We start from the raw sequence: 16,905 nt of genomic DNA, 5'->3' as shown, positions 1-16,905 counted from the left end.
ACAAGCGACCACGACCTACCCTCGAGCTACGGACCCCAGCCCAAGCGCTGGCCGCGCTGCTGACAACAACGCCAGCAACCTGACCCGTTGCTTCCACCGATGGACCCAGCCCGCCGTGGGAGTGGGCATAACCCCGCGTTACATGGGGGCGGCGAGCGGCACGTACGGCGCGGCGGCCGAGGCGTTGACGGCGCTGAGCGGCGGGCGCCGGGAGCTGACCAGGTTCAGGGTGGACCAGGTGCGCGAGGGGATCCGCGACATCGCCGGGGTCAGGGTGGTGTGCAGCTTCACCACCGACGTGTACCGGGCGCAGGAGATGCTCGGCAGCCAGGCCGACCTCCGGCTACTCCCGCTCCAGGACTAGATCACCGTTCCCAAGTACGACCAGGCGGTACCGGCGGAGCTGAGCGCCCGCCTGCACGCGGCCGCGACCACGGCGACCGACCTGGACCGTGGGATGGAGCGGCTCGCCGTCGAGGTGCACGAGCTCGAGGACGTCGGGGTCGCCGAGGCGCGCATCACCCACCAGACCGTGGCCGATTTCCTGAACTTCCTCGACTCCGCGCCGGGCCACGACAGCGCCGGCTGAACCGCGCGCCGCGGTTGCTCACTCGCGCCAGAACAGGTGGTGGACCACGCCGTGGGGGCTCGGTACGACGTCGCGGCGATAGCGGTCGAGCAGGTCGTCGGGGGACTCCCAGAGCCGAGAGCCGGCGCCGAGCCGCACCGGCGCGACGGCGACGTGCAGCGTGTCGACGAGACTCGCGTCCAGGAACTGGCGCACGGTGTCGGCGCCACCACCGAGCCGGACGTCCTTGCCGTCGGCTGCCTGGAGGGCGAGCTCCAGCACGGCCGCGGGGTCCCCGCCCACGAAGTGGAAGGTCGTGTCGGACAGCGTGAAGGAGGGCCGCGCGTGATGGGTCATCACGAACACCGGGGTGTGGAACGGCGGTTCGGCTCCCCACCAGCCACGCCACTCCTCGTCAGCCCAGGGGCCGCGCTGGGGGCCGAACTTGTTGCGGCCCATGATCTCGGCGCCGATGTTGCGGTGGAAGTCGCGGACCAGGTAGTCGTCCAGGCCGCGGCTGCCCCCGGGATCGGTGCGGTTGGGCCAGCTCGCCGTGGCCCCGGCCCAGCCGAAGAACTCGCCGGGGTCGGCATGGCCGAACGGACGCTCGAGGCTCTGTCCCTGCCCGGCGGCGTACCCGTCGGAGGACACGGTGAGGTTGTGGACCCTGACCATCTGCGTCACTGCTGCTCCTCGTCGTACCACCTGCGCTGCGGCTTGTTCTGGCCAGCGTCACCAGGCGCGTCAGCGAGCGCCTGGTCCGGCTCAGGATCCTTCACCTCCCGGCAGCGGGACCGGACGACCCAGGCGGACGTGCTGCACGCCGGGGGAGTAGGTCACCAGCTCGGGCTGGCCCAGGCCGCCCAGGCCCACGGAGTCGGTGAGGTTCTGCTCGAGCGACTCCAGGGTGGCCGCTTGCAACGGCCACGGCTCGTGCTCCACCGGCGTGACCAGCAGCCGACCGAAGTGCCTGGTGTACGCACGCCAGCGTCCGGTCAGCCAGTTCTCCAGGTCCGAGGAGGCGACCGTGTCCAGCGGGCGAACCTGCATCCGGTAGGACTCGCCGGATCCCTTCCGCGCGCCGGTGTAGCTGAGGACGCCGCCGTCGTCGCGCACGGTCAGGTCCGCCGCGTGGTACGGCGCGCCGACGGCAGCCCTGATGCCCGCGGCGAGGGCGGCGCTGCCGACGTCGATGGTCAGGAACCACAAGCCGTCCCGGCCGTCGGGGCCCCGCACGTAGGTCCGCAGGTTCGTCTCCGGGGTGCTGGACAGCTGCGCCAGCACGGACGACCCGCGCACGAAGCCGGGCACGGCTCGGTGGAGGAGGCCGGGCACGTCCAGAGGGCGCATGTCCGCCATCACGAACGGCGTCAGCCCCACCCAGGCGGAGCCGTCGTACACGTCCACCGTCAACCCGTCCGGAAGCAACGACTGGACCCGCTGCGGCTTCACCCGCCAGTGCAGGAACGTCATCCGCTGCCAGGACGCCCGAAGCAGCGGGATCGAGATGTGCTGCTCCGCGGTGACATCGACCATGCCGGTGCGCCCCCCTAGTGGCTGGCGAGGCCGCGACGCGACTGCAGCCGCGGTGCGATCCACCGGTCGGCGACGACGCCGGTGACGAAGGAGTACATCGCCTTGTGGGCGACGTCGACCCGGCGCTCGAAGCTCGGCCAGCTGGACGGCGGGGCGCCCACCCCGGTGGCGTTCTCCACCGTTTGGTCGAAGGCGAGCCGCACCACCGTGTGCCAGGCGTGCGCCTCGGCGCCCCGGATGCCGGTGACCGCCCACACACCTCGCAGCGCACCGAGCACGGCTCCGGTTCCCCAGTGCATCGCGTGGTTCCAGCCGACGGGCGTGTCGTCGTCGGACGGGCGCCTGCCCACCAGGGTCAGCAGCGCGCGGGCCGGGACGTAGGAGTTCGGCCGGTGGGTCAGCTTCTGCTCCACCTTCTCCGCCGCGGTCATCACGGCCACCCCGACCAGACCGGCTGCCGCGCCTTTCGCCGCGGCGGAGCGCAGCGTCGCGGCCCTGCCGGCGCGCATCCCAGTGGGTCTCATCCGGCTCCCTTCTCCGGCCACGCTGTGCCCAGAAACACCCTGCGTGATGCCACCGGAGCGTGCCGGAGTGCGGTTAGCCTTCGGGCGTCCGGGGATGACACGAGGGGAAGCGGGGCACGGCTGCGGTGGGACGGTTCACGACACTCCCGCCGCTGCGTCGCAGGCCTGGCTCGCTGATCGCCGGGGCCGCCGTCGCGGTGCTGCTGCTCTCGGGGTGCCTGCCTGTCGAGGAGGCCACCGACGGGGCCACCCCCGAGGCGCCGGCCACATCGCTCGAGCCGCGCACGGACTCCGCACGGGCGGTGCTGTCCACGCTGCCGGTCAAGGGCCGTGCCCCGATGACCGGCTACCAGCGCGAAAGGTTCGGCCAGGCCTGGCTGGACGCCGACCGCAACGGGTGCGACACCCGCAACGACATCCTCGCCCGGGACCTCGTCGACGTCGTCTACGCGCCCGGCACCGGCGAGTGCAAGGTCAGCCTCGGGGCGCTCACGGACCCGTACACCGCCCGGCAGATCCGGTTCCGCTACGGCGACGGGACCCTGGTCGACATCGACCACGTCGTGGCGCTCGGCAACGTGTGGGCCACCGGCGGCCTCTCGTGGCGCGTCGAGAGGCGGGCGGCGGTCGCGAACGATCCGCTGAACCTGCTCAGCGTCGACGCCTCGGCCAACCGGCAGAAGGGCGACGGCGACGCGGCCACCTGGCTGCCGCCGAACAAGCGCTACCGCTGCTCCTACGTCGCCCGGCAGGTGGCGGTGAAGGCCAAGTACGGGCTGTGGGTCACCCCGGCCGAGCGCGACGCGATCGCGCGGGTGCTGGACACCTGCCCCGAGCAGCCGCTCCCCGCCGACTCCGGCGCACCGGTGGAGGTGGACCAGAACATCGCCGACGCAGCCCCCGAGCCCGCGGACGGGGCCGGCGACGACGGGGCGGCGTACTACGAGAACTGTGACGCCGCACGCGCCGCCGGCGCCGCGCCGGTACGCCGCGGTGACCCCGGGTACGGCGCGCACCTGGACCGTGACGGCGACGGCAGTGCCTGCGAGTAGCCGATGCAGCAGGCGCGGTTCTGATGGTGCCGGTCGAGCTGTTCGCCCCGACCCTCAGCCGCGAGGGAGGGGGGAGGCCGGCCGGGTCCTGTGCAGGGCGACCGCGAGGGCGATGGCGGCGATGATGCCGATCAGCGGCGGGATGCCGAACTCCGCCTCCTTCGACCAGTAGGCCAGCGCACTGGCCACGACGTACGTCGCGATGTTGCGCCAGTCGAGGGCCGGTGTCGCCAGCCCGGCCGGGATGCCGCGGCGCCACCGCAGGAAGAAGTCGGCGATGATCACTCCGCCGAGCGGGGGGATGAACGTGCCGAGCAGCCCCAGGTAGTCGATGAGGTTGTTCTGCACCCCGGTCAGGGCGAGCACCGTGCCGATGATCGATCCGCCGATCACGAAGGGGGTCTTCGTGGGCTTCTCGAAGAGCTCCGCGCCGGCGACGCCGAACGCGTAGGCGGTGTCTGCGTTGGACTTCCACAGGTTGCCGAAGAGCAGGAACACACCCCAGCCGACGAGCCCCAGGTTGTAGAGCACCAGCACGAAGTCGCCCTCGCCGAAGGTGATGGCGCCGATCGCGCCGAACAGGATCATCAGTCCGTTGCCGATCAGGAAGCCGATCATGCACGCCCAGACGGCTTGCGATCCCGAGCGCCCGAACCGGGTCCAGTTGGGTGCCTGGGTTCCGGCGGAGACGAAGGTGCCGACCACGGTGGTGATGGCAACCGACATCACCATGGTGGTGGTCGGCTCGACCCCGAACAGGCCGTCGAGGCCGCCGACCTCGTCGAGGGACCGCGACACCACCCAGAAGGCGAGAAGCAGGATGAGGGGCGTCGAGATCACCGAGACCCAGTACATCCCGCGGTAGCCGTAGCAGGCGGTGACGCACATGAGGATGCTGGTCGCGACCATGATCGCGGCCTTGGCCGCGAAGGACTCCCAGCCCGCTGCCTCGGCGGTCAGGTCGCCGATGGTGCCGACGATGACCCCGTACCAACCGATCTGAGTGCCGCCGAGCAGGATCGAGGCGAGCTTCGAACCACGGTTGCCGAAGCTGTAGCGGGCCATCACGACCGTCGTCAGGCCGGTCTGGGCGCCGACGTACCCCATCAGCGCGACGTAGGTGCCCAGGATGGCCGAGCCGGCGAGGATCACCAACAGGAGGTCCGCGAACTCGAAGGCCGGCCCCAGCTGGGCGCCGGCCAGCATGGTCGGGGTGAAGACGGTGAAGCCGAGGAGCACCACCACCAGCGACACGAACGACTTGCGGGCATGCGCAGGGACCGGGGTGACCGGGTAGTCGGCGTCGACCGGCTCCACCGTGGCCGCACTCCGCTCCGAGTCGGCGCCGTGGATGGCGTCCGGTCCGGCCGTCTGGCCGGCACCCGCGGAGATCACGCCTCCTCCCCGATGTCCTCGGCCCACAGCGCCGGCCGCTCGGCCAGCATCCGGTCCATCAGCTGCTTGCAGTCGGGGTCGTCGAGCACGTCGACGACCACCCCGCGACTGCGCAGCCAGCTCTCGGAGGCCTCGAAGCTACGGTTCTCGCCGACCACGATCCGCGGGATGTCGTAGAGGACCGACGCGCCGGCGCACATGAAGCAGGGCGACAGGGTCGTGTAGAGCACGCTGCTGCGGTAGACGGCGGCGGGCAGGCGCCCGGCCTGCTCCAGGCAGTCGGTCTCGCCGTGACGGATGGCGCTGCCGAGCTGCATGCGTCGGTTGCGGCCGACGGCGAGGACCTCGCCCTGGTTGGTCACCAGGGCAGCACCGATGGGGACGCCACCCTCGTTCCAACCAATCGCGGCCTGTTCGATCGCAAGTCTGAGGAAGTGCCTGTCGTCCAGCGGTGCAGGGGTGGTCATGCGGGGCTCCTGGGTGACGGTCGTGGATCCACGGGAGGGGGGGGTGGCGTGCGTCTCAGCCACATGCACACCCGACCAGAGCACGGCGAGGACGACAACGGACGATCTGCCCACTGAGTGGGCGCGTTGACTGACACTTCGCAGCCACTCGCGATCATGGGCGCGTGATGGCGACCCTGGGCGATGTGCTCGCCCTGCCCTCGTTCCGGTCCGCCTCGGTCGAGCTGGTCACCGGCGATCCGGACGCGGTGGTGCGCTGGGTGCACTCCTCGGAGGTCTACGAGATGGGGGGACTGCTGGCCGGCGGCGAGGTGCTGCTGACCACCGGCCTCGGGCTGCACGGGCGCACCGCCGCCCAGCTCGCCGCGTACGTCGACCAGCTCGCCGACGCCGGGTGCGTCGCGCTGGGCATGGAGGTCGGTCGTTCCTTCTTCGAGGTGCCGGCCGAGCTCGTCGATACCGCGCGGCGTCGAGGGATGGCGTTCCTGACTCTGAACGCGATGGTGCCCTTCGAGCGGATGGTCGAGGACTTCCACGACCTTCTCCTACGCCGCAAGATGGGTTCGGCCCGCGGTGGCGAGGCGATCTGGCAGGAGCTGTTGGCGCCGGTGACGCTGGGGCAGGGCATGACGGCCCTGCTCGACGCCGTGGCCCGGCTCGCCGGTTGCCGTGCCGAGCTCGTGGATACCGACGGCCGGGTGGTCGAGCGCAGCCGGGTGGCGGCGCCCTCGAGCGCCACCGAGCAGGTGGTGGCGGACGTGCGGGTGCCAACCGGCACGGCCGGGCGGGTGGTCCTGCGCGGCCGGAGCACGGTCCGCCGAGACGCGGTGGCGCACAGGGCGTCGGTCGCCGTGGCCCTCGAGCTCGGGAGGCACCCGGGCGTGGGCAGGCGCCCGTCCCTGGCGCAGGCGGTCTTCACCGACCTGGTCACCGGCTCGCTGGTCTCCAGCGCACACCTGCAGGAGCGGTTGACCGCGATCGGGTGGACGCCGGCTCAGGACCGCCACATCCTGGTCGCCGCCGTCGACGTCGACCAGCGGGTCCCGGCGCAGGATCTGCTCGGGCACGTGCGTGACTCGGTGCAGCAGGTGCTGGGCCCGTGCGTGACCGGACTCGTCGGAAGCCAGGTCCTCGTGCTCGCGCAGGGTTGGCAGCGTGCGGCTCCCCAGCGTTCGCGCGCCGCGTTCACCGAGGTCTACCAGGCGGTGCTGGCGGCGTCGGGGGAGCTGGCCGGGGAGCTGCGTACGTTGGGCGTGGCCTCGCCCGTGGCCGACCTGGCCGACCTGGGTGCCGCGGTGGGCCAAGCGCGGGAGGTGGTGCAGATCGCCCGACGCTTCGGCACGCGCACCGGCGTCGTCATGGCCCGCGACGTCGGGGTGCAGCGGCTCCTGGCGACTGAGGCGGAGCCGGCGGTGACCGCGTTCGTGACCGAGCAGCTGGGTCCCCTGATCGCCTACGACCGGGAGGCCTCCGCGGACCTCGTACGGACGCTCGACGCGTTCATCGCCCACGGTGCCGGCAAGACCGCCACCGCGCAGGCACTCGGCATCCGACGGCAGTCGCTGTATGCCCGGCTGTCTCGGATCGAACGGCTGCTGGGAGTCTCGCTGGACGCGGCGGACCAGGTGAGCTGCCTCGCCGTGGCGCTCACGGCTTGGCGGATGCGCACCGGACTCGACCTGCAGGCGGCCTTCGACCGCAAGCTGATGTGAGCGACCTGCGTGGGAGGTCGCCCAACGTCCGACTCAGCCCTGAGCGACGGCCGAGGGGTCGGAGGTCGCTCGAGGCTGCTCGATCTCGCCGTGGCGCGCCAGGCTGACGGCCCCGGCCACGGCCAGGACGAACCCGACGCCGGCGACGACGCCCCATCCGGGACGGGTGTGATCGCCGAGCAGCAACAGCCCCACCAGGGCAGGGGCGACGGTCTCCCCGACGACCAGCGGTGCCGTCGCCTCGGTGACGCTGCCGCGCTGCAACGCGATCGAGTAGGTGAGCATCGCGACCACGCCGGCGACCGCGAGGGCGTAGGTGGCCGGGCTGCGCAGCAGCGGGCCCACCTCCGCCAGCAGGTGGTCGGGGGACAGGTCGCCGGGCAGCATCCGGGAGGCGACCGCGGTGGCGCCGAAGGCCAGACCGGCGACGGTCCCCAGCGCCCGGGCGCCGGCAGCCCCCGCCAGCCTCCCGAGCGGGATCGCGGCGACGGCCAGCAGCACGGTCGCCGCCAGCAGGCCCCACTGCTCGGCGTCGCTGACCTCGACGCTGCGGTCCTCGGTGGCCGACGCCCCGACCAGCACCAGCCCGGCCACCACCACGGTGATGCCGATCCGGTCCCTCCGGCTCAGCGGCATCCGCAGGAAGAGGGCGCCCAGGACGGCCGTGATCGCCAGGAAGCTGGCCACCACCGACTGCACCACGAACAGCGGCAGGCTGCGCACCGCGACGAGGCTGAGCAGGAACCCGAGTCCGTCCAGGCAGACCCCGGCCAGGTACGTCCAGGAGCGGAGCAGCCGCACCAGCAGCCGGGGATCGAGCCCCTGCACCGAGGCGGTGCGTCGCGCCGCGGCAGCCTCCAGGATCGAGCTCACGCCGTAGCAGAGCGCGGCCCCCGCGGCAGCCACCAGCCCGACGAGCATCGTCGCATGCTACGCCGACTGTGTTGCAGAACACACTCGTGCACACTGGCTCCATGTGGCCCAGTCGCCCGCGGGACCCCACACGCTCGTGGAGCGACGTGCTCGACGGCTGGTTCTTCGCGCTCTCGGGGGTCACCGGGGTCTGGTTCGCCTACGTGCTGCTGCGCGACGGGGTCCGGCCGGGCTGGCCGACGCTGCTGCTGGTCGTGTTCTGGCTCTTCGTCAGCTACCTGGTGCTGCCGCGCCTGCACCGGATCCTCACCTCGATCTACCTGCCCGGCTACTTCGTCGGGCGCACCCGCACCAGCGACGGGCTGCTCGGCGACCCCGTCAACCTCGGGTTCCTGGGCGAGGAGGAGCAGATCCACGAGGCGATGACCCTGGCCGGTTGGACGCGCGCGGACGATCTCGACGCGCGGAGCGCCGCCGGCATCGTGCGCAGCGTGCTGCGCGGCAGCAGCTACGCCGGCGCCCCGGTGAGCCCGCTGCACCTCTTCGACCGCAGACAGGACTTCGCCTACGAGCAGGAGGTCTCCGGCAGTCCGTCGCAGCGCCACCACATCAGGTTCTGGCGCTGTCCGGACGGCTGGCTGCTGCCCGGCGGCTTCCGGGCCGACTGGCTGGCAGCGGCCACCTTCGACCGGGGCGTCGGGCTGTCGTTGTTCACCCTGCAGTTCACCCACCGCGTCGAGGAGGACACCGACGTCGAGCGCGACTACGTCGTCACCACGGTCTGTACGACGACGCCCGGCGCGCGGGTCAGCGTGATCGAGAACTTCTCCTCCGGCTACCACCACCGCAACGGCGGCGGCGACCGGTTCCGCACCGACGGCGACCTGCCGATCCTGGACCTGCGCTGCGCGCCGGCCCGGGCCACGCTGCCCGCCCGGGTCACCCGGGAGGTGACGACGCCGTCGACGGGATCCGCGCTGGTGTCGGCGGTGCGTGCGGCGGACCCACCGCCGCCGGTGCTGCTGGGGACCGGGGTCGCCCTGGCCCGGTGCGCGACGTACGGCATCGGCGCGGTGCTGTACGCCGTCCGCGACTCCGCCACGGTGCTGGTGGTGGCGATCGCGATCCTCGCCGTGGTCGAGGGTGGCCTGGCCCTCGCCATCCTCGCGGGACGGAACTGGGCCCGGTTGCTGCTGGTCGCGGGCTGCTCGGTGACCGCGGTGACCGCGATGACCCTCTCCATCGTCGGGCACGAACGACCGGTGGGACTCGGTGAGCTGCTCGCCTCGGGCGGCAGCATCCTGGTGCTCCTGGCGCTGTCCAGCCAGGAGGCCCGCGACTACGCGACCGGCAGCCGGCCCGGGGCGACCGGTGCGGAGACGTCGCGATGAGCCGCCGTCGGCTGCGCAACCCGAGCGTCTCGACCGTCCTCGGCGCCGGCGCCGGCGTCCTCTACTCGAACTTCGTGCTCGACTGGGTACGACGCGGCTCGGCGAGCCTGGGCCACCAGGTGAGCGAGCTGGCGGCGCCAGGGGAGCCCCAGGCGTGGCTCTACCGCGCCGGCGAGGTGGGCTGCGCGGCGCTGGTCCTGCCGCTGCTCCCGGCCGTGCGCGCCGCCCTGCCCGCCGGTCCGAGCCGCGAGGTGGTGATCGGCGCCACGGGGATCTTCACCGCCGGCGCGGTCATGGCGGCCGTGGTGCCCACGCCGATGGGCCCGGGCGTCGTGCGCGACCTGGTCGACCGGCGCCCGCGCAGCGGCCTGCACGACGGCGCCAGCGTGGTCGCGGAGGCCGGGCTCTACCTCGGCGTGGCGGCGGCCTGGGTCAGCACCCGACGTCGCGGACCAGGGTGGCTCCACCGCACCGCTGGGTGGGTCTTCTGCCTCGGGTCGGCCAGCAGCCTGGTCTTCGGCTACGCCCGGCCCCGCGCAGACCGGCGCTGGGTGGGCGGGATCAGTCAGCGCGTCAACATCGTCACCGCCAGCGCCTGGCTGTGCTGCCTGGGGCTGCTCGCGGCCCAGGCGGAGCGCGACCCGGCCACGCGTCCACCGCGCGAAGGGACCACCCGATGACCGAGCCCTCGAACGACCCTTCGACCGAGCGCCGACTGCGTCTGCACTTGCCCGCGGACGACAGGTGGCCCGACCGGTTCACCGGCGTGCTGTTCGGGTTCGCCACGCTGGCCGCCGTGGTGGCGCTGGTGCCGCCGTGGCACCGCTACTTCGCGCAGTCCGCCGACCCGGTCTCCCTGCTCACCATCCCGGTCGTGCCCAGCCTGGTCTACGCCGCGCTGCTCCTGGTCACCGGCGTCGCGGTCCGGCGTCGGCTGCTCGCGGCCTGGTGGGTCGTCGTCGTGTGGTGGCTCGGCGTCCCGGAGCTCGGCCGGCTCCTCGCGCTCTCCCGCGGTGAGGACGTGGTGCTGAACGCGGTCGGCCTGGTGGTGGTCGGTGCGGTGATCGTGCTCGCGGTCCGGGTGCGCCGCCAGTTCGTCGCCCGCGGCGCCCCCGGCGACCTGTGGACGGCGCTGGCCGTCTTCGTGGTCGGTGGCCTGGTCATCCTGGCTCTCGGCGGGGCCCTCGTCAGCGCCTTCGGCCGCTCGCAGGGCTACCCCGACTCGCTCGGCTACGTCCTCGAGGCGATCCTCCTCGACGTCGGCCGGATCGGTCCCGAGCCGTCCGCGCACGCCCCGTGGTGGGTGCGGATGGTGATCGGCGTCCTCGGCGCCGTGGTGGTGCTGGGCGCCGCGCTGATCCTGTTCCAGGCGCCGCGCGACACCCGCACCCTCGGCATCGCCGACGAGGCCCGGGTCCGGGGGCTGCTGCGCGACTTCGGTGAGCACGACTCCCTGGGCTACTTCGCCACCCGGCGCGACAAGGCGGTGGTGTGGGACACCGGTGCCCCCGAGACCGCGCGGGCCGGGGTGTCCTACCGCATGGTCGGCTCGGTCAGCCTGGCCAGCGGCAACCCGGTCGGGGACCCGACGTACTGGCCCGAGGCCATCGGGCGCTGGCGTGACCAGGCCCGCGCCAAGGGCTGGTCGCTGGCGGTGATGGGCGCCGGCCACGAGGGCGCGCTGGCGTACGCCGATGCCGGTCTCTCGTTGCTCGACATCGGCGACGAGGCGATCGTGGACATGGCCGCCTTCTCGCTGAACGGGCCCGGCATGAAGTCCGTGCGCCAGTCGGTCTCTCGTCTGCACCGTCGCGGCTACACGACCCGGGTGCAGCGCCACGCGAGCCTGAGCGAGGCCGACTTCTCCGCGCTGGACGCGGCCGCCGGGTCCTGGCGCGGCGACGGCGGTGACGAGCGGGGCTTCTCGATGGCGCTGGGTCGGCTGGCCGACCCGCTCGACGGCGCCTGCATGCTGGTCGCGGCGTACGACGCCGACGGCGCCCTGCGCGGGTTCCTGAGCTTCGTGCCCTGGGGCCACACCGGCCTGTCGCTGGACCTGATGCGCCGCGATCCGGACGCCGACAACGGCCTGGTCGAGCTGATGATCGCCAGCCTCGCCGAGCATGCCTCGACGTTCGGGATCGGGCCGGTCTCGCTCAACTTCGCGATGTTCCGCGAGGCCTTCGAGCGCGGGGCCGAGATCGGCGCCGCCCCGGTCGCCCGGCTCTGGCGCCAGGGTCTGCTGCTGGCCAGCAGGAACTGGCAGCTCGAGTCGCTCTACCGCTCGAACGCCAAGTACCTGCCCGAGTGGCAGCCGCGCTACCTGGGCTACGAGTACACCTCCGACCTGCCCCGGGTCGGGATGGCGGCGGGCAGCGCCGAGGGGTTCCTGAACGCGCCCACGATCGCGAGGCTGCGCCGTCGCGCGAGTGACCGCGACGGACTGGCGACCGGAGGCGCCGACCACGCCGCCGCCGTCCTCGCCCGCATCCCGCCGGCACCCGACGTCGTCGCCGAGGCGGTCTCACCCGACCACCTGCCCGAGCAGATGCGGGTGCGCCGCGCGAAGCTCGACCGGATCCGGGCCAGCGGGATCGACCCCTACCCGGTCTCCGCGCCGCGGACCCACACCCTCGCCGAGGTGAGGGCCCTGGTCCCCGACGACCTCGCGCCCGGCACCGAGACCACGCTCACCGTCAGCGTCGTCGGCCGGGTCCTGCTCAAGCGGGACATGGGGCGGCTCAGCTTCGCCACGCTGCGCGACGGCAGCGGGGACCTCCAGGTGATGGTTGACGCGGGCCACGTGTCCGCCGGCGACCTGTCGTTCTGGGAGCACTCGATCGACCTCGGCGACCACGTCGGGGTGAGCGGTCAGGTGGTCACCACCGACAAGGGGGAGCTCTCCGTGCGGGCGCAGTCCGTGCTCCTCGCCAGCAAGGCGCTGCGCCCGCTGCCCGACAAGCACCGCGGACTCACCGACCCCGACGCCCGGGTGCGGATGCGCTACGTGGACCTGATCGTGCGTCCGGAGTCGCGCACCACCGCCTACCGGCGCGCGGCGGTGGTGCACAGCGTGCGGGACTCGCTGGCGGCGCGAGGCTTCACCGAGGTCGAGACCCCCGTCCTGCAGATCGTTCACGGCGGCGCCAACGCGCGCCCCTTCGAGACCCACATCAACGCCTACGACCTGGATCTCTACCTGCGCATCGCCACCGAGCTGCACCTCAAGCGATTGCTGGTCGGGGGGATGGAGCGGGTCTTCGAGGTCGGCCGGCAGTTCCGCAACGAGGGCGCCGACTTCAAGCACAACCCGGAGTTCACCTCGCTGGAGGTTTACCAGACCTACGGCGACTACGACACCATGCGGGTGCTGACCCAGGAGCTGATCCAGGAGGCGGCGACCGCGGTGTACGGCGCGCCGGTGGCCCGCCGCCCGGGGCCGGACGGGAAGGTCGTCGAGTACGACCTGTCGGGGCAGTGGCCGGTGAAGACCATCTGCCAGGCCGTCTCGGAGGCGCTCGGCGAGGAGGTCACCACCGAGACCCCGCTCAGCACGCTGCTCGTGCACGCCAAACGGATCGGCCTCGAGCTCGACCTCGATCCGTCCTGGGGCTTCGTCCTCGAGGAGATCTACGGCGAGCTGTGCGAGGGCCGGACCACCACGCCCGTCTTCTACACCGACTTCCCCAAGGAGAACGCGCCGCTGACCCGGCCGCACCGCCACGACCCCCGGCTCACCGAGAAGTGGGACCTGGTCATCTTCGGCGCCGAGCAGGGCACGGCGTACTCCGAGCTGATCGACCCCGTCGACCAGCGTGAGCGGTTGGTCGCGCAGTCGCTGCTCGCGGCCGCCGGCGACGCCGAGGCGATGCAGGTCGACGAGGACTTCCTCCGGGCCCTGGAGTACGGGATGCCTCCGACCGGCGGGATGGGGCTGGGCATCGACCGGCTGGTGATGAACCTGACCGGCCTCAGCATCCGCGACACCATCCTGTTCCCACTGGTCAAGCCGCAGCGCTGAGGTCGGTCGCCGGGCGCGGCGTCAGCGTGCGCGGCCTCAGCTGGCCGGCTTCCGGCTCCTGAGTAGGAGTGCCAGGGCCACGCCGGAGACGAGGAGCCCGACCGCGCCGGCGACCAGCAGCCCCGTGGCGGCCCAGGTGATCGACGGGAACTCGGCGCCGGTGGCGGCCTCGACGGCCACCCCCGGCGCGGCGTCGGCGTTCATCACCACCAGCGTCCAGTCGCCGTCGCGGATCTTCCAGGTCAGCGACTGCTCGCCGCTGCCGGTGGCCTCCTCCACCCAGAAGTCCTGCTGGTCGGGGGTGGCGGTGGGGGTGCCGGTGCCGCTGACCTCGTACTGCGGCCCGTCGTCCAGGTCGACGAGCCGGGCATGGCGCACGTCGCCCAGGTAGCCCTCGACGTCCGCGGTCCGCGCGAGCCCCACGAACACGTCCCCGCCGGCACCGTCGTCGGGGCGGATGCTGACCCGGACGTCGCCCAGCCACTGGTCGGGGACCAGGTCGTCCACGGCGTCGGAGTGAACCTTCAGGCTGGGCGTGGTCAGGGCGTAGGTGGAGGTCCCGAACCGCTCGTCGTCGCTCATCACGAACCCGGCGTCGTCGCGGATCACCTGGTCGACCACCAGCAGCGCCGCGCCGACGGCGAGCGCGCCGAGGGACGACACCACCACCAGGCTGGCCAGGACCACCCCGATCACCCGGCCCGCTCCCCAGTGACCACCGGACGGCGCGGTGGCGGCCACCGGCGGCGCCGCGGACGCCCCGTGGCTCGAGTCGGCGGGCGCAGGGTCGGGGGCGGGGTCGTCAGCTCCTTGGTCGAGGCGGAACGGGGGGTAGGCATCGGTCATCAACGCGGTGTAGGCAAGCACCCGCAGGCCCCACCGGTTCATGCCGAGCACGAAGTCGTAGATCGAGCGCGGGTAGCGGCCGGTGAACAGCAACACGACGGCCGCCACGAGGACCAGCACCCCGACCAGGCCGGAGCTGCCGATGAGGGTGAGGCCGGGGGAGTCGTCCCAGCTGCCGGCAACGTAGGACGCGCCGCCGAAGAAGGCGACCAGCACCACGTAGTGCGGGAGCACCAGCAGCCACCACTTGACCAGCACCAGGCCACGGGAGAGGCGCTCGGGGTAGTCGACCTCGAGGTGCGTCGGGTAGTCGGCTCGCTCGGCGAGGGTGAACGGCGGATACCGGTCGGTGCCCAGGGCGCTGTAGCCGTAGTAGGAGACGCGCCACGACCAGCGCATCACCCCGACGTTGAACTCGAAGATCGCCCGCGGGTAATGGGCGGTGAACAGGATCGCGAAGAACGCCACCAGGCTCAGCACCCCGAAGGCGACGCCCAGGAAGCCCAGGACGACGAGGTGGGGGATCAGCAGCAGCCACTTCACCAGCCACAGCCAGCGGCTCAACTGCGCGTCGGGCCGGGCGCTCACGTGCACCGGATAGACGGATGGGCTCATGCGTCCTCGCCCCCTCGTGGTCAGGCGTCGGCGACCGCGGCGATGCGCCGGATGGAGCCGGATGGAGCCGTCGAGCGTCTCGACGCCTCCAGTCTCGCACCGGGCGCCGGGAACGACCAGGTTCCTGTGAGCCGACCGCGGTGCGTCCCTGGCCGCGCCACCCTGGAGCCGTGAGGGCGGGGTGCATAGGTTCTGCCGCGGCCTGCCGTCCGCTCAGTAGTTCCGGGGCCGGCTGATCCCGGACTGGATCGCGAAGACGACCAGCTGGGCGCGGTCGCGCGCGTGCAGCTTGACCATCGTCCGCGACACGTGCGTGCGCACGGTGTCGGGGCTGAGCACGAGAGCAGCGGCGATCTCCTGGTTGGACGCACCCGTGGCGAAGTGCTTGAGATCGCTCGCGGACCCGACCCCCGGAGTGCTCGACACCCTGACCGGTCTGCAGGCGGCCGCCGTGCTCGCGGCGTACGTCCTGATGCTGCCGGTCGTGTCGCTGATCGTCGTCCGACGCCGCGACGTCACCTGAACCCCACGACCTCGCACGGTGCGGAGGGCCAGCGCATAGGTTGGCCCGGTCCGTCGACCGAGAACGAGGAGCGCCATCTGTGAAGCTGTCGATCGTCGACCTGGGCACCGTCGCGCCGGGCACCACGGAGAGCGACGCCCTGACCGACTCGCTGGCGACCGCCCGCCATGCGGAGGCGCTGGGGTACCACCGGATCTGGTTCGCCGAGCACCACCTGAGCCGATCCGGGGCCTCGCACCATCCCGAGCTGCTGATCGCCGCCGCGGCGACGCAGACCTCCGCGATCCGGCTCGGCTCCGGAGCGGTGCTGATGAACCACTACAGCCCGTTCAAGGTGGCCGAGCTGTTCCAGCAGCTCGAGGCGATGGCGCCCGGGCGGGTGGATCTGGGAATGGGACGGGCCACCGCAGGACCGGTGCTCGACCTGGCGCTGCAGCAGAACCGGCAGAGCCCCGCGCGGGTCGAGCACGGCCAGCAGGTGGCCGAGACGCTGGCCTGGCTCTACGACGGGTTCCCCGAGGACCACCCGTTCGCCGGGCACCCGCTGATGCCCAGCGTGGGCACGGTCCCGCAGACCTGGCTGCTGGGCTCGAGCCCGAGCGGGTCGAACCTCGCCGCGGCCCTGGGGATCGGGTACACCTTCGCCGGGTTCATCAACCCGGCCGGCGCGGCGCCCGCACTGCGCCACTACCGCCAGGAGTTCCAGGACCAGGGGTTCGGGCTCGCCTTGCCGCGCGCGATCCTCGCGGTCAACGTCGCCGTCGGCGAGGACGACGCCGACGGGCTGCGCCTGGTGAGCTCGGCGAAGGGGTTCTACGCCCGCCTGCGCCGGGCCGGTCGTCAGGCCGGCTCGGTCACGGTGCCCAGCCCGCAGGAGGCCACCGCCGAGCTGTCCGCCGCCGAGAGCGACGAGCCGACCTCGATCGTGGACGGGCGGTGGCCCCGCTTCGTGGCCGGCAGCCCCGAGAGGGTGCGCGCCACCCTGGAGCAGATGGTCGCCGAGAGCGGCGCCGACGAGGTGATGGTCCAGGACCTGATCGCCGAGCCCGGCGCCCGTCGGCGCTCCCACGAGCTTCTGGCCGGCGCCTTCGGCCTGGAGCGGCGGTCGGGGTCGGTGGCCGGGGTCGCGGCGGGGGCCTGGGACGGGGTGTCGACGGGGTCTCAGCCGGCGAAGTAGGTCCTGGGTGAGCGCCAGAGGCGAAGGTCAGGAGCGCGCCGCCCGGCGTGGCGCGCGTCGTACCTGCCGGGTCGCCGCCGTGACTCATGAGGCTGAGTGGACTGGCGGTGGTCCTGGGGTAGTGCGCGCTGTCAATCACTGATGTTGTCGGGCGAAGTTTCGGCCGACAGGGTCAGCGTTCCCCGGTCGACCGGGGAATCCGAGG

Annotated in this window: 16 protein-coding genes and 1 pseudogene; 8 read left to right on the top strand and 9 right to left on the bottom strand. The window is 72.5% G+C overall.

Features of this window, described 5'->3' with window-relative positions:
- Window positions 1-138: 138 nt before the first annotated feature.
- The gene (locus AC6EI4_RS11985) at window positions 139-291 is read right to left on the bottom strand and encodes a hypothetical protein (protein WP_498451598.1); all 153 of its coding nucleotides are present in this window, start codon (window positions 289-291) and stop codon (window positions 139-141) included.
- Between the two features lie 166 nt (window positions 292-457).
- Here AC6EI4_RS11985 and AC6EI4_RS11980 point away from each other — a divergent pair, with 166 nt between their 5' ends.
- Window positions 458-589, top strand: coding sequence for a hypothetical protein (locus AC6EI4_RS11980; protein WP_498451597.1), 132 nt, complete (start codon window positions 458-460; stop codon window positions 587-589).
- 18 nt (window positions 590-607) lie between these two features.
- On the opposite strand, the gene AC6EI4_RS11975 is transcribed toward AC6EI4_RS11980, so the two are convergent.
- The 3 genes from AC6EI4_RS11975 to AC6EI4_RS11965 all read right to left on the bottom strand — a co-directional run bounded on the left by AC6EI4_RS11975 (window position 608) and on the right by AC6EI4_RS11965 (window position 2,628).
- Complete coding sequence (locus tag AC6EI4_RS11975) at window positions 608-1,243, bottom strand: dihydrofolate reductase family protein (RefSeq protein WP_498451603.1); 636 nt, start codon at window positions 1,241-1,243, stop codon at window positions 608-610.
- A gap of 90 nt (window positions 1,244-1,333) precedes the next feature.
- The gene (locus AC6EI4_RS11970) at window positions 1,334-2,104 is read right to left on the bottom strand and encodes a YqjF family protein (protein ID WP_498451596.1); all 771 of its coding nucleotides are present in this window, start codon (window positions 2,102-2,104) and stop codon (window positions 1,334-1,336) included.
- A 14-nt stretch (window positions 2,105-2,118) separates the two neighbouring features.
- Window positions 2,119-2,628: a hypothetical protein gene (locus AC6EI4_RS11965; protein ID WP_498425093.1), complete on the bottom strand. Its 510-nt coding sequence runs from the start codon at window positions 2,626-2,628 to the stop codon at window positions 2,119-2,121.
- Window positions 2,629-2,804: 176 nt separating this feature from the next.
- Here AC6EI4_RS11965 and AC6EI4_RS11960 point away from each other — a divergent pair.
- Together AC6EI4_RS11960 and AC6EI4_RS11955 are read left to right on the top strand one after the other, a co-directional pair.
- Window positions 2,805-3,479: pseudogene (locus AC6EI4_RS11960) on the top strand (HNH endonuclease family protein); the annotation flags it as partial.
- Between the two features lie 15 nt (window positions 3,480-3,494).
- A complete protein-coding gene (locus AC6EI4_RS11955; RefSeq protein ID WP_498425107.1) occupies window positions 3,495-3,680 on the top strand; it encodes an excalibur calcium-binding domain-containing protein in 186 nt (61 codons plus the stop codon).
- A gap of 54 nt (window positions 3,681-3,734) precedes the next feature.
- Here AC6EI4_RS11955 and codB read toward each other — a convergent pair whose 3' ends face one another.
- Both codB and AC6EI4_RS11945 read right to left on the bottom strand, forming a co-directional pair.
- Window positions 3,735-5,075 carry a cytosine permease gene (codB, locus tag AC6EI4_RS11950; RefSeq protein ID WP_498425092.1) on the bottom strand — a complete coding sequence of 447 codons (1,341 nt, stop codon included), beginning with the start codon at window positions 5,073-5,075 and terminating at the stop codon, window positions 3,735-3,737.
- Window positions 5,072-5,542, bottom strand: a complete 471-nt coding sequence (locus AC6EI4_RS11945; RefSeq protein ID WP_498425091.1) for a nucleoside deaminase — start codon at window positions 5,540-5,542, stop codon at window positions 5,072-5,074. Before AC6EI4_RS11945 ends, codB begins: the two co-directional genes overlap by 4 nt.
- A 167-nt stretch (window positions 5,543-5,709) precedes the next feature.
- Between AC6EI4_RS11945 and AC6EI4_RS11940 the strand changes: the two genes are divergently transcribed.
- A complete protein-coding gene (locus tag AC6EI4_RS11940) occupies window positions 5,710-7,254 on the top strand; it encodes a PucR family transcriptional regulator (protein WP_498425106.1) in 1,545 nt (514 codons plus the stop codon).
- 33 nt (window positions 7,255-7,287) lie between these two features.
- Here AC6EI4_RS11940 and AC6EI4_RS11935 read toward each other — a convergent pair whose 3' ends face one another.
- On the bottom strand, window positions 7,288-8,175 hold the full coding sequence (locus AC6EI4_RS11935; RefSeq protein WP_498451595.1) for a hypothetical protein: 888 nt from the start codon (window positions 8,173-8,175) through the stop codon (window positions 7,288-7,290).
- A gap of 53 nt (window positions 8,176-8,228) precedes the next feature.
- On the opposite strand from AC6EI4_RS11935, the gene AC6EI4_RS11930 reads away from it, so the two are divergent.
- From AC6EI4_RS11930 to lysX, 3 genes are read left to right on the top strand one after another with little or no spacing between them, the layout of a single operon-like run.
- Window positions 8,229-9,518: an LssY C-terminal domain-containing protein gene (locus AC6EI4_RS11930; RefSeq protein WP_498451594.1), complete on the top strand. Its 1,290-nt coding sequence runs from the start codon at window positions 8,229-8,231 to the stop codon at window positions 9,516-9,518.
- Window positions 9,515-10,198 carry a DUF998 domain-containing protein gene (locus AC6EI4_RS11925; protein ID WP_498451593.1) on the top strand — a complete coding sequence of 228 codons (684 nt, stop codon included), beginning with the start codon at window positions 9,515-9,517 and terminating at the stop codon, window positions 10,196-10,198. The genes AC6EI4_RS11930 and AC6EI4_RS11925 overlap by 4 nt, the downstream gene beginning before the upstream one ends.
- Window positions 10,195-13,539, top strand: a complete 3,345-nt coding sequence (gene lysX / locus AC6EI4_RS11920) for a bifunctional lysylphosphatidylglycerol synthetase/lysine--tRNA ligase LysX (RefSeq protein ID WP_498451592.1) — start codon at window positions 10,195-10,197, stop codon at window positions 13,537-13,539. Before AC6EI4_RS11925 ends, lysX begins: the two co-directional genes overlap by 4 nt.
- A gap of 36 nt (window positions 13,540-13,575) precedes the next feature.
- Here the strand turns inward: lysX and AC6EI4_RS11915 are convergent, their stop codons facing one another.
- Window positions 13,576-15,000: a DUF4389 domain-containing protein gene (locus AC6EI4_RS11915; protein ID WP_498451591.1), complete on the bottom strand. Its 1,425-nt coding sequence runs from the start codon at window positions 14,998-15,000 to the stop codon at window positions 13,576-13,578.
- Window positions 15,001-15,213: 213 nt separating this feature from the next.
- On the bottom strand, window positions 15,214-15,426 hold the full coding sequence (locus AC6EI4_RS11910; protein WP_498425085.1) for a response regulator transcription factor: 213 nt from the start codon (window positions 15,424-15,426) through the stop codon (window positions 15,214-15,216).
- 176 nt (window positions 15,427-15,602) lie between these two features.
- Between AC6EI4_RS11910 and AC6EI4_RS11905 the strand changes: the two genes are divergently transcribed.
- Window positions 15,603-16,700 carry an MsnO8 family LLM class oxidoreductase gene (locus AC6EI4_RS11905; protein WP_498451590.1) on the top strand — a complete coding sequence of 366 codons (1,098 nt, stop codon included), beginning with the start codon at window positions 15,603-15,605 and terminating at the stop codon, window positions 16,698-16,700.
- Window positions 16,701-16,905 lie beyond the last annotated feature (205 nt).

Source organism: Nocardioides sp. Z43_10 (assembly GCF_059766615.1).
Note: the sequence above shows the minus strand (reverse complement) of the source record. Positions and strands in the feature narration are given on the sequence as shown.

Bases quoted from the DNA above. Each gene is read 5' to 3' on its own strand.
- AC6EI4_RS11980 (WP_498451597.1), top strand. From the start codon at position 458: ATGGAGCGGCTCGCCGTCGAGGTGCACGAGCTCGAGGACGTCGGGGTC.
- AC6EI4_RS11975 (WP_498451603.1), bottom strand. From the start codon at position 1,243: ATGGTCAGGGTCCACAACCTCACCGTGTCCTCCGACGGGTACGCCGCC.
- AC6EI4_RS11970 (WP_498451596.1), bottom strand. From the start codon at position 2,104: ATGGTCGATGTCACCGCGGAGCAGCACATCTCGATCCCGCTGCTTCGG.
- AC6EI4_RS11965 (WP_498425093.1), bottom strand. From the start codon at position 2,628: ATGAGACCCACTGGGATGCGCGCCGGCAGGGCCGCGACGCTGCGCTCC.
- AC6EI4_RS11945 (WP_498425091.1), bottom strand. From the start codon at position 5,542: ATGACCACCCCTGCACCGCTGGACGACAGGCACTTCCTCAGACTTGCG.
- AC6EI4_RS11940 (WP_498425106.1), top strand. From the start codon at position 5,710: ATGGCGACCCTGGGCGATGTGCTCGCCCTGCCCTCGTTCCGGTCCGCC.
- AC6EI4_RS11935 (WP_498451595.1), bottom strand. From the start codon at position 8,175: ATGCTCGTCGGGCTGGTGGCTGCCGCGGGGGCCGCGCTCTGCTACGGC.
- AC6EI4_RS11930 (WP_498451594.1), top strand. From the start codon at position 8,229: ATGTGGCCCAGTCGCCCGCGGGACCCCACACGCTCGTGGAGCGACGTG.
- AC6EI4_RS11925 (WP_498451593.1), top strand. From the start codon at position 9,515: ATGAGCCGCCGTCGGCTGCGCAACCCGAGCGTCTCGACCGTCCTCGGC.
- lysX (WP_498451592.1), top strand. From the start codon at position 10,195: ATGACCGAGCCCTCGAACGACCCTTCGACCGAGCGCCGACTGCGTCTG.
- AC6EI4_RS11915 (WP_498451591.1), bottom strand. From the start codon at position 15,000: ATGAGCCCATCCGTCTATCCGGTGCACGTGAGCGCCCGGCCCGACGCG.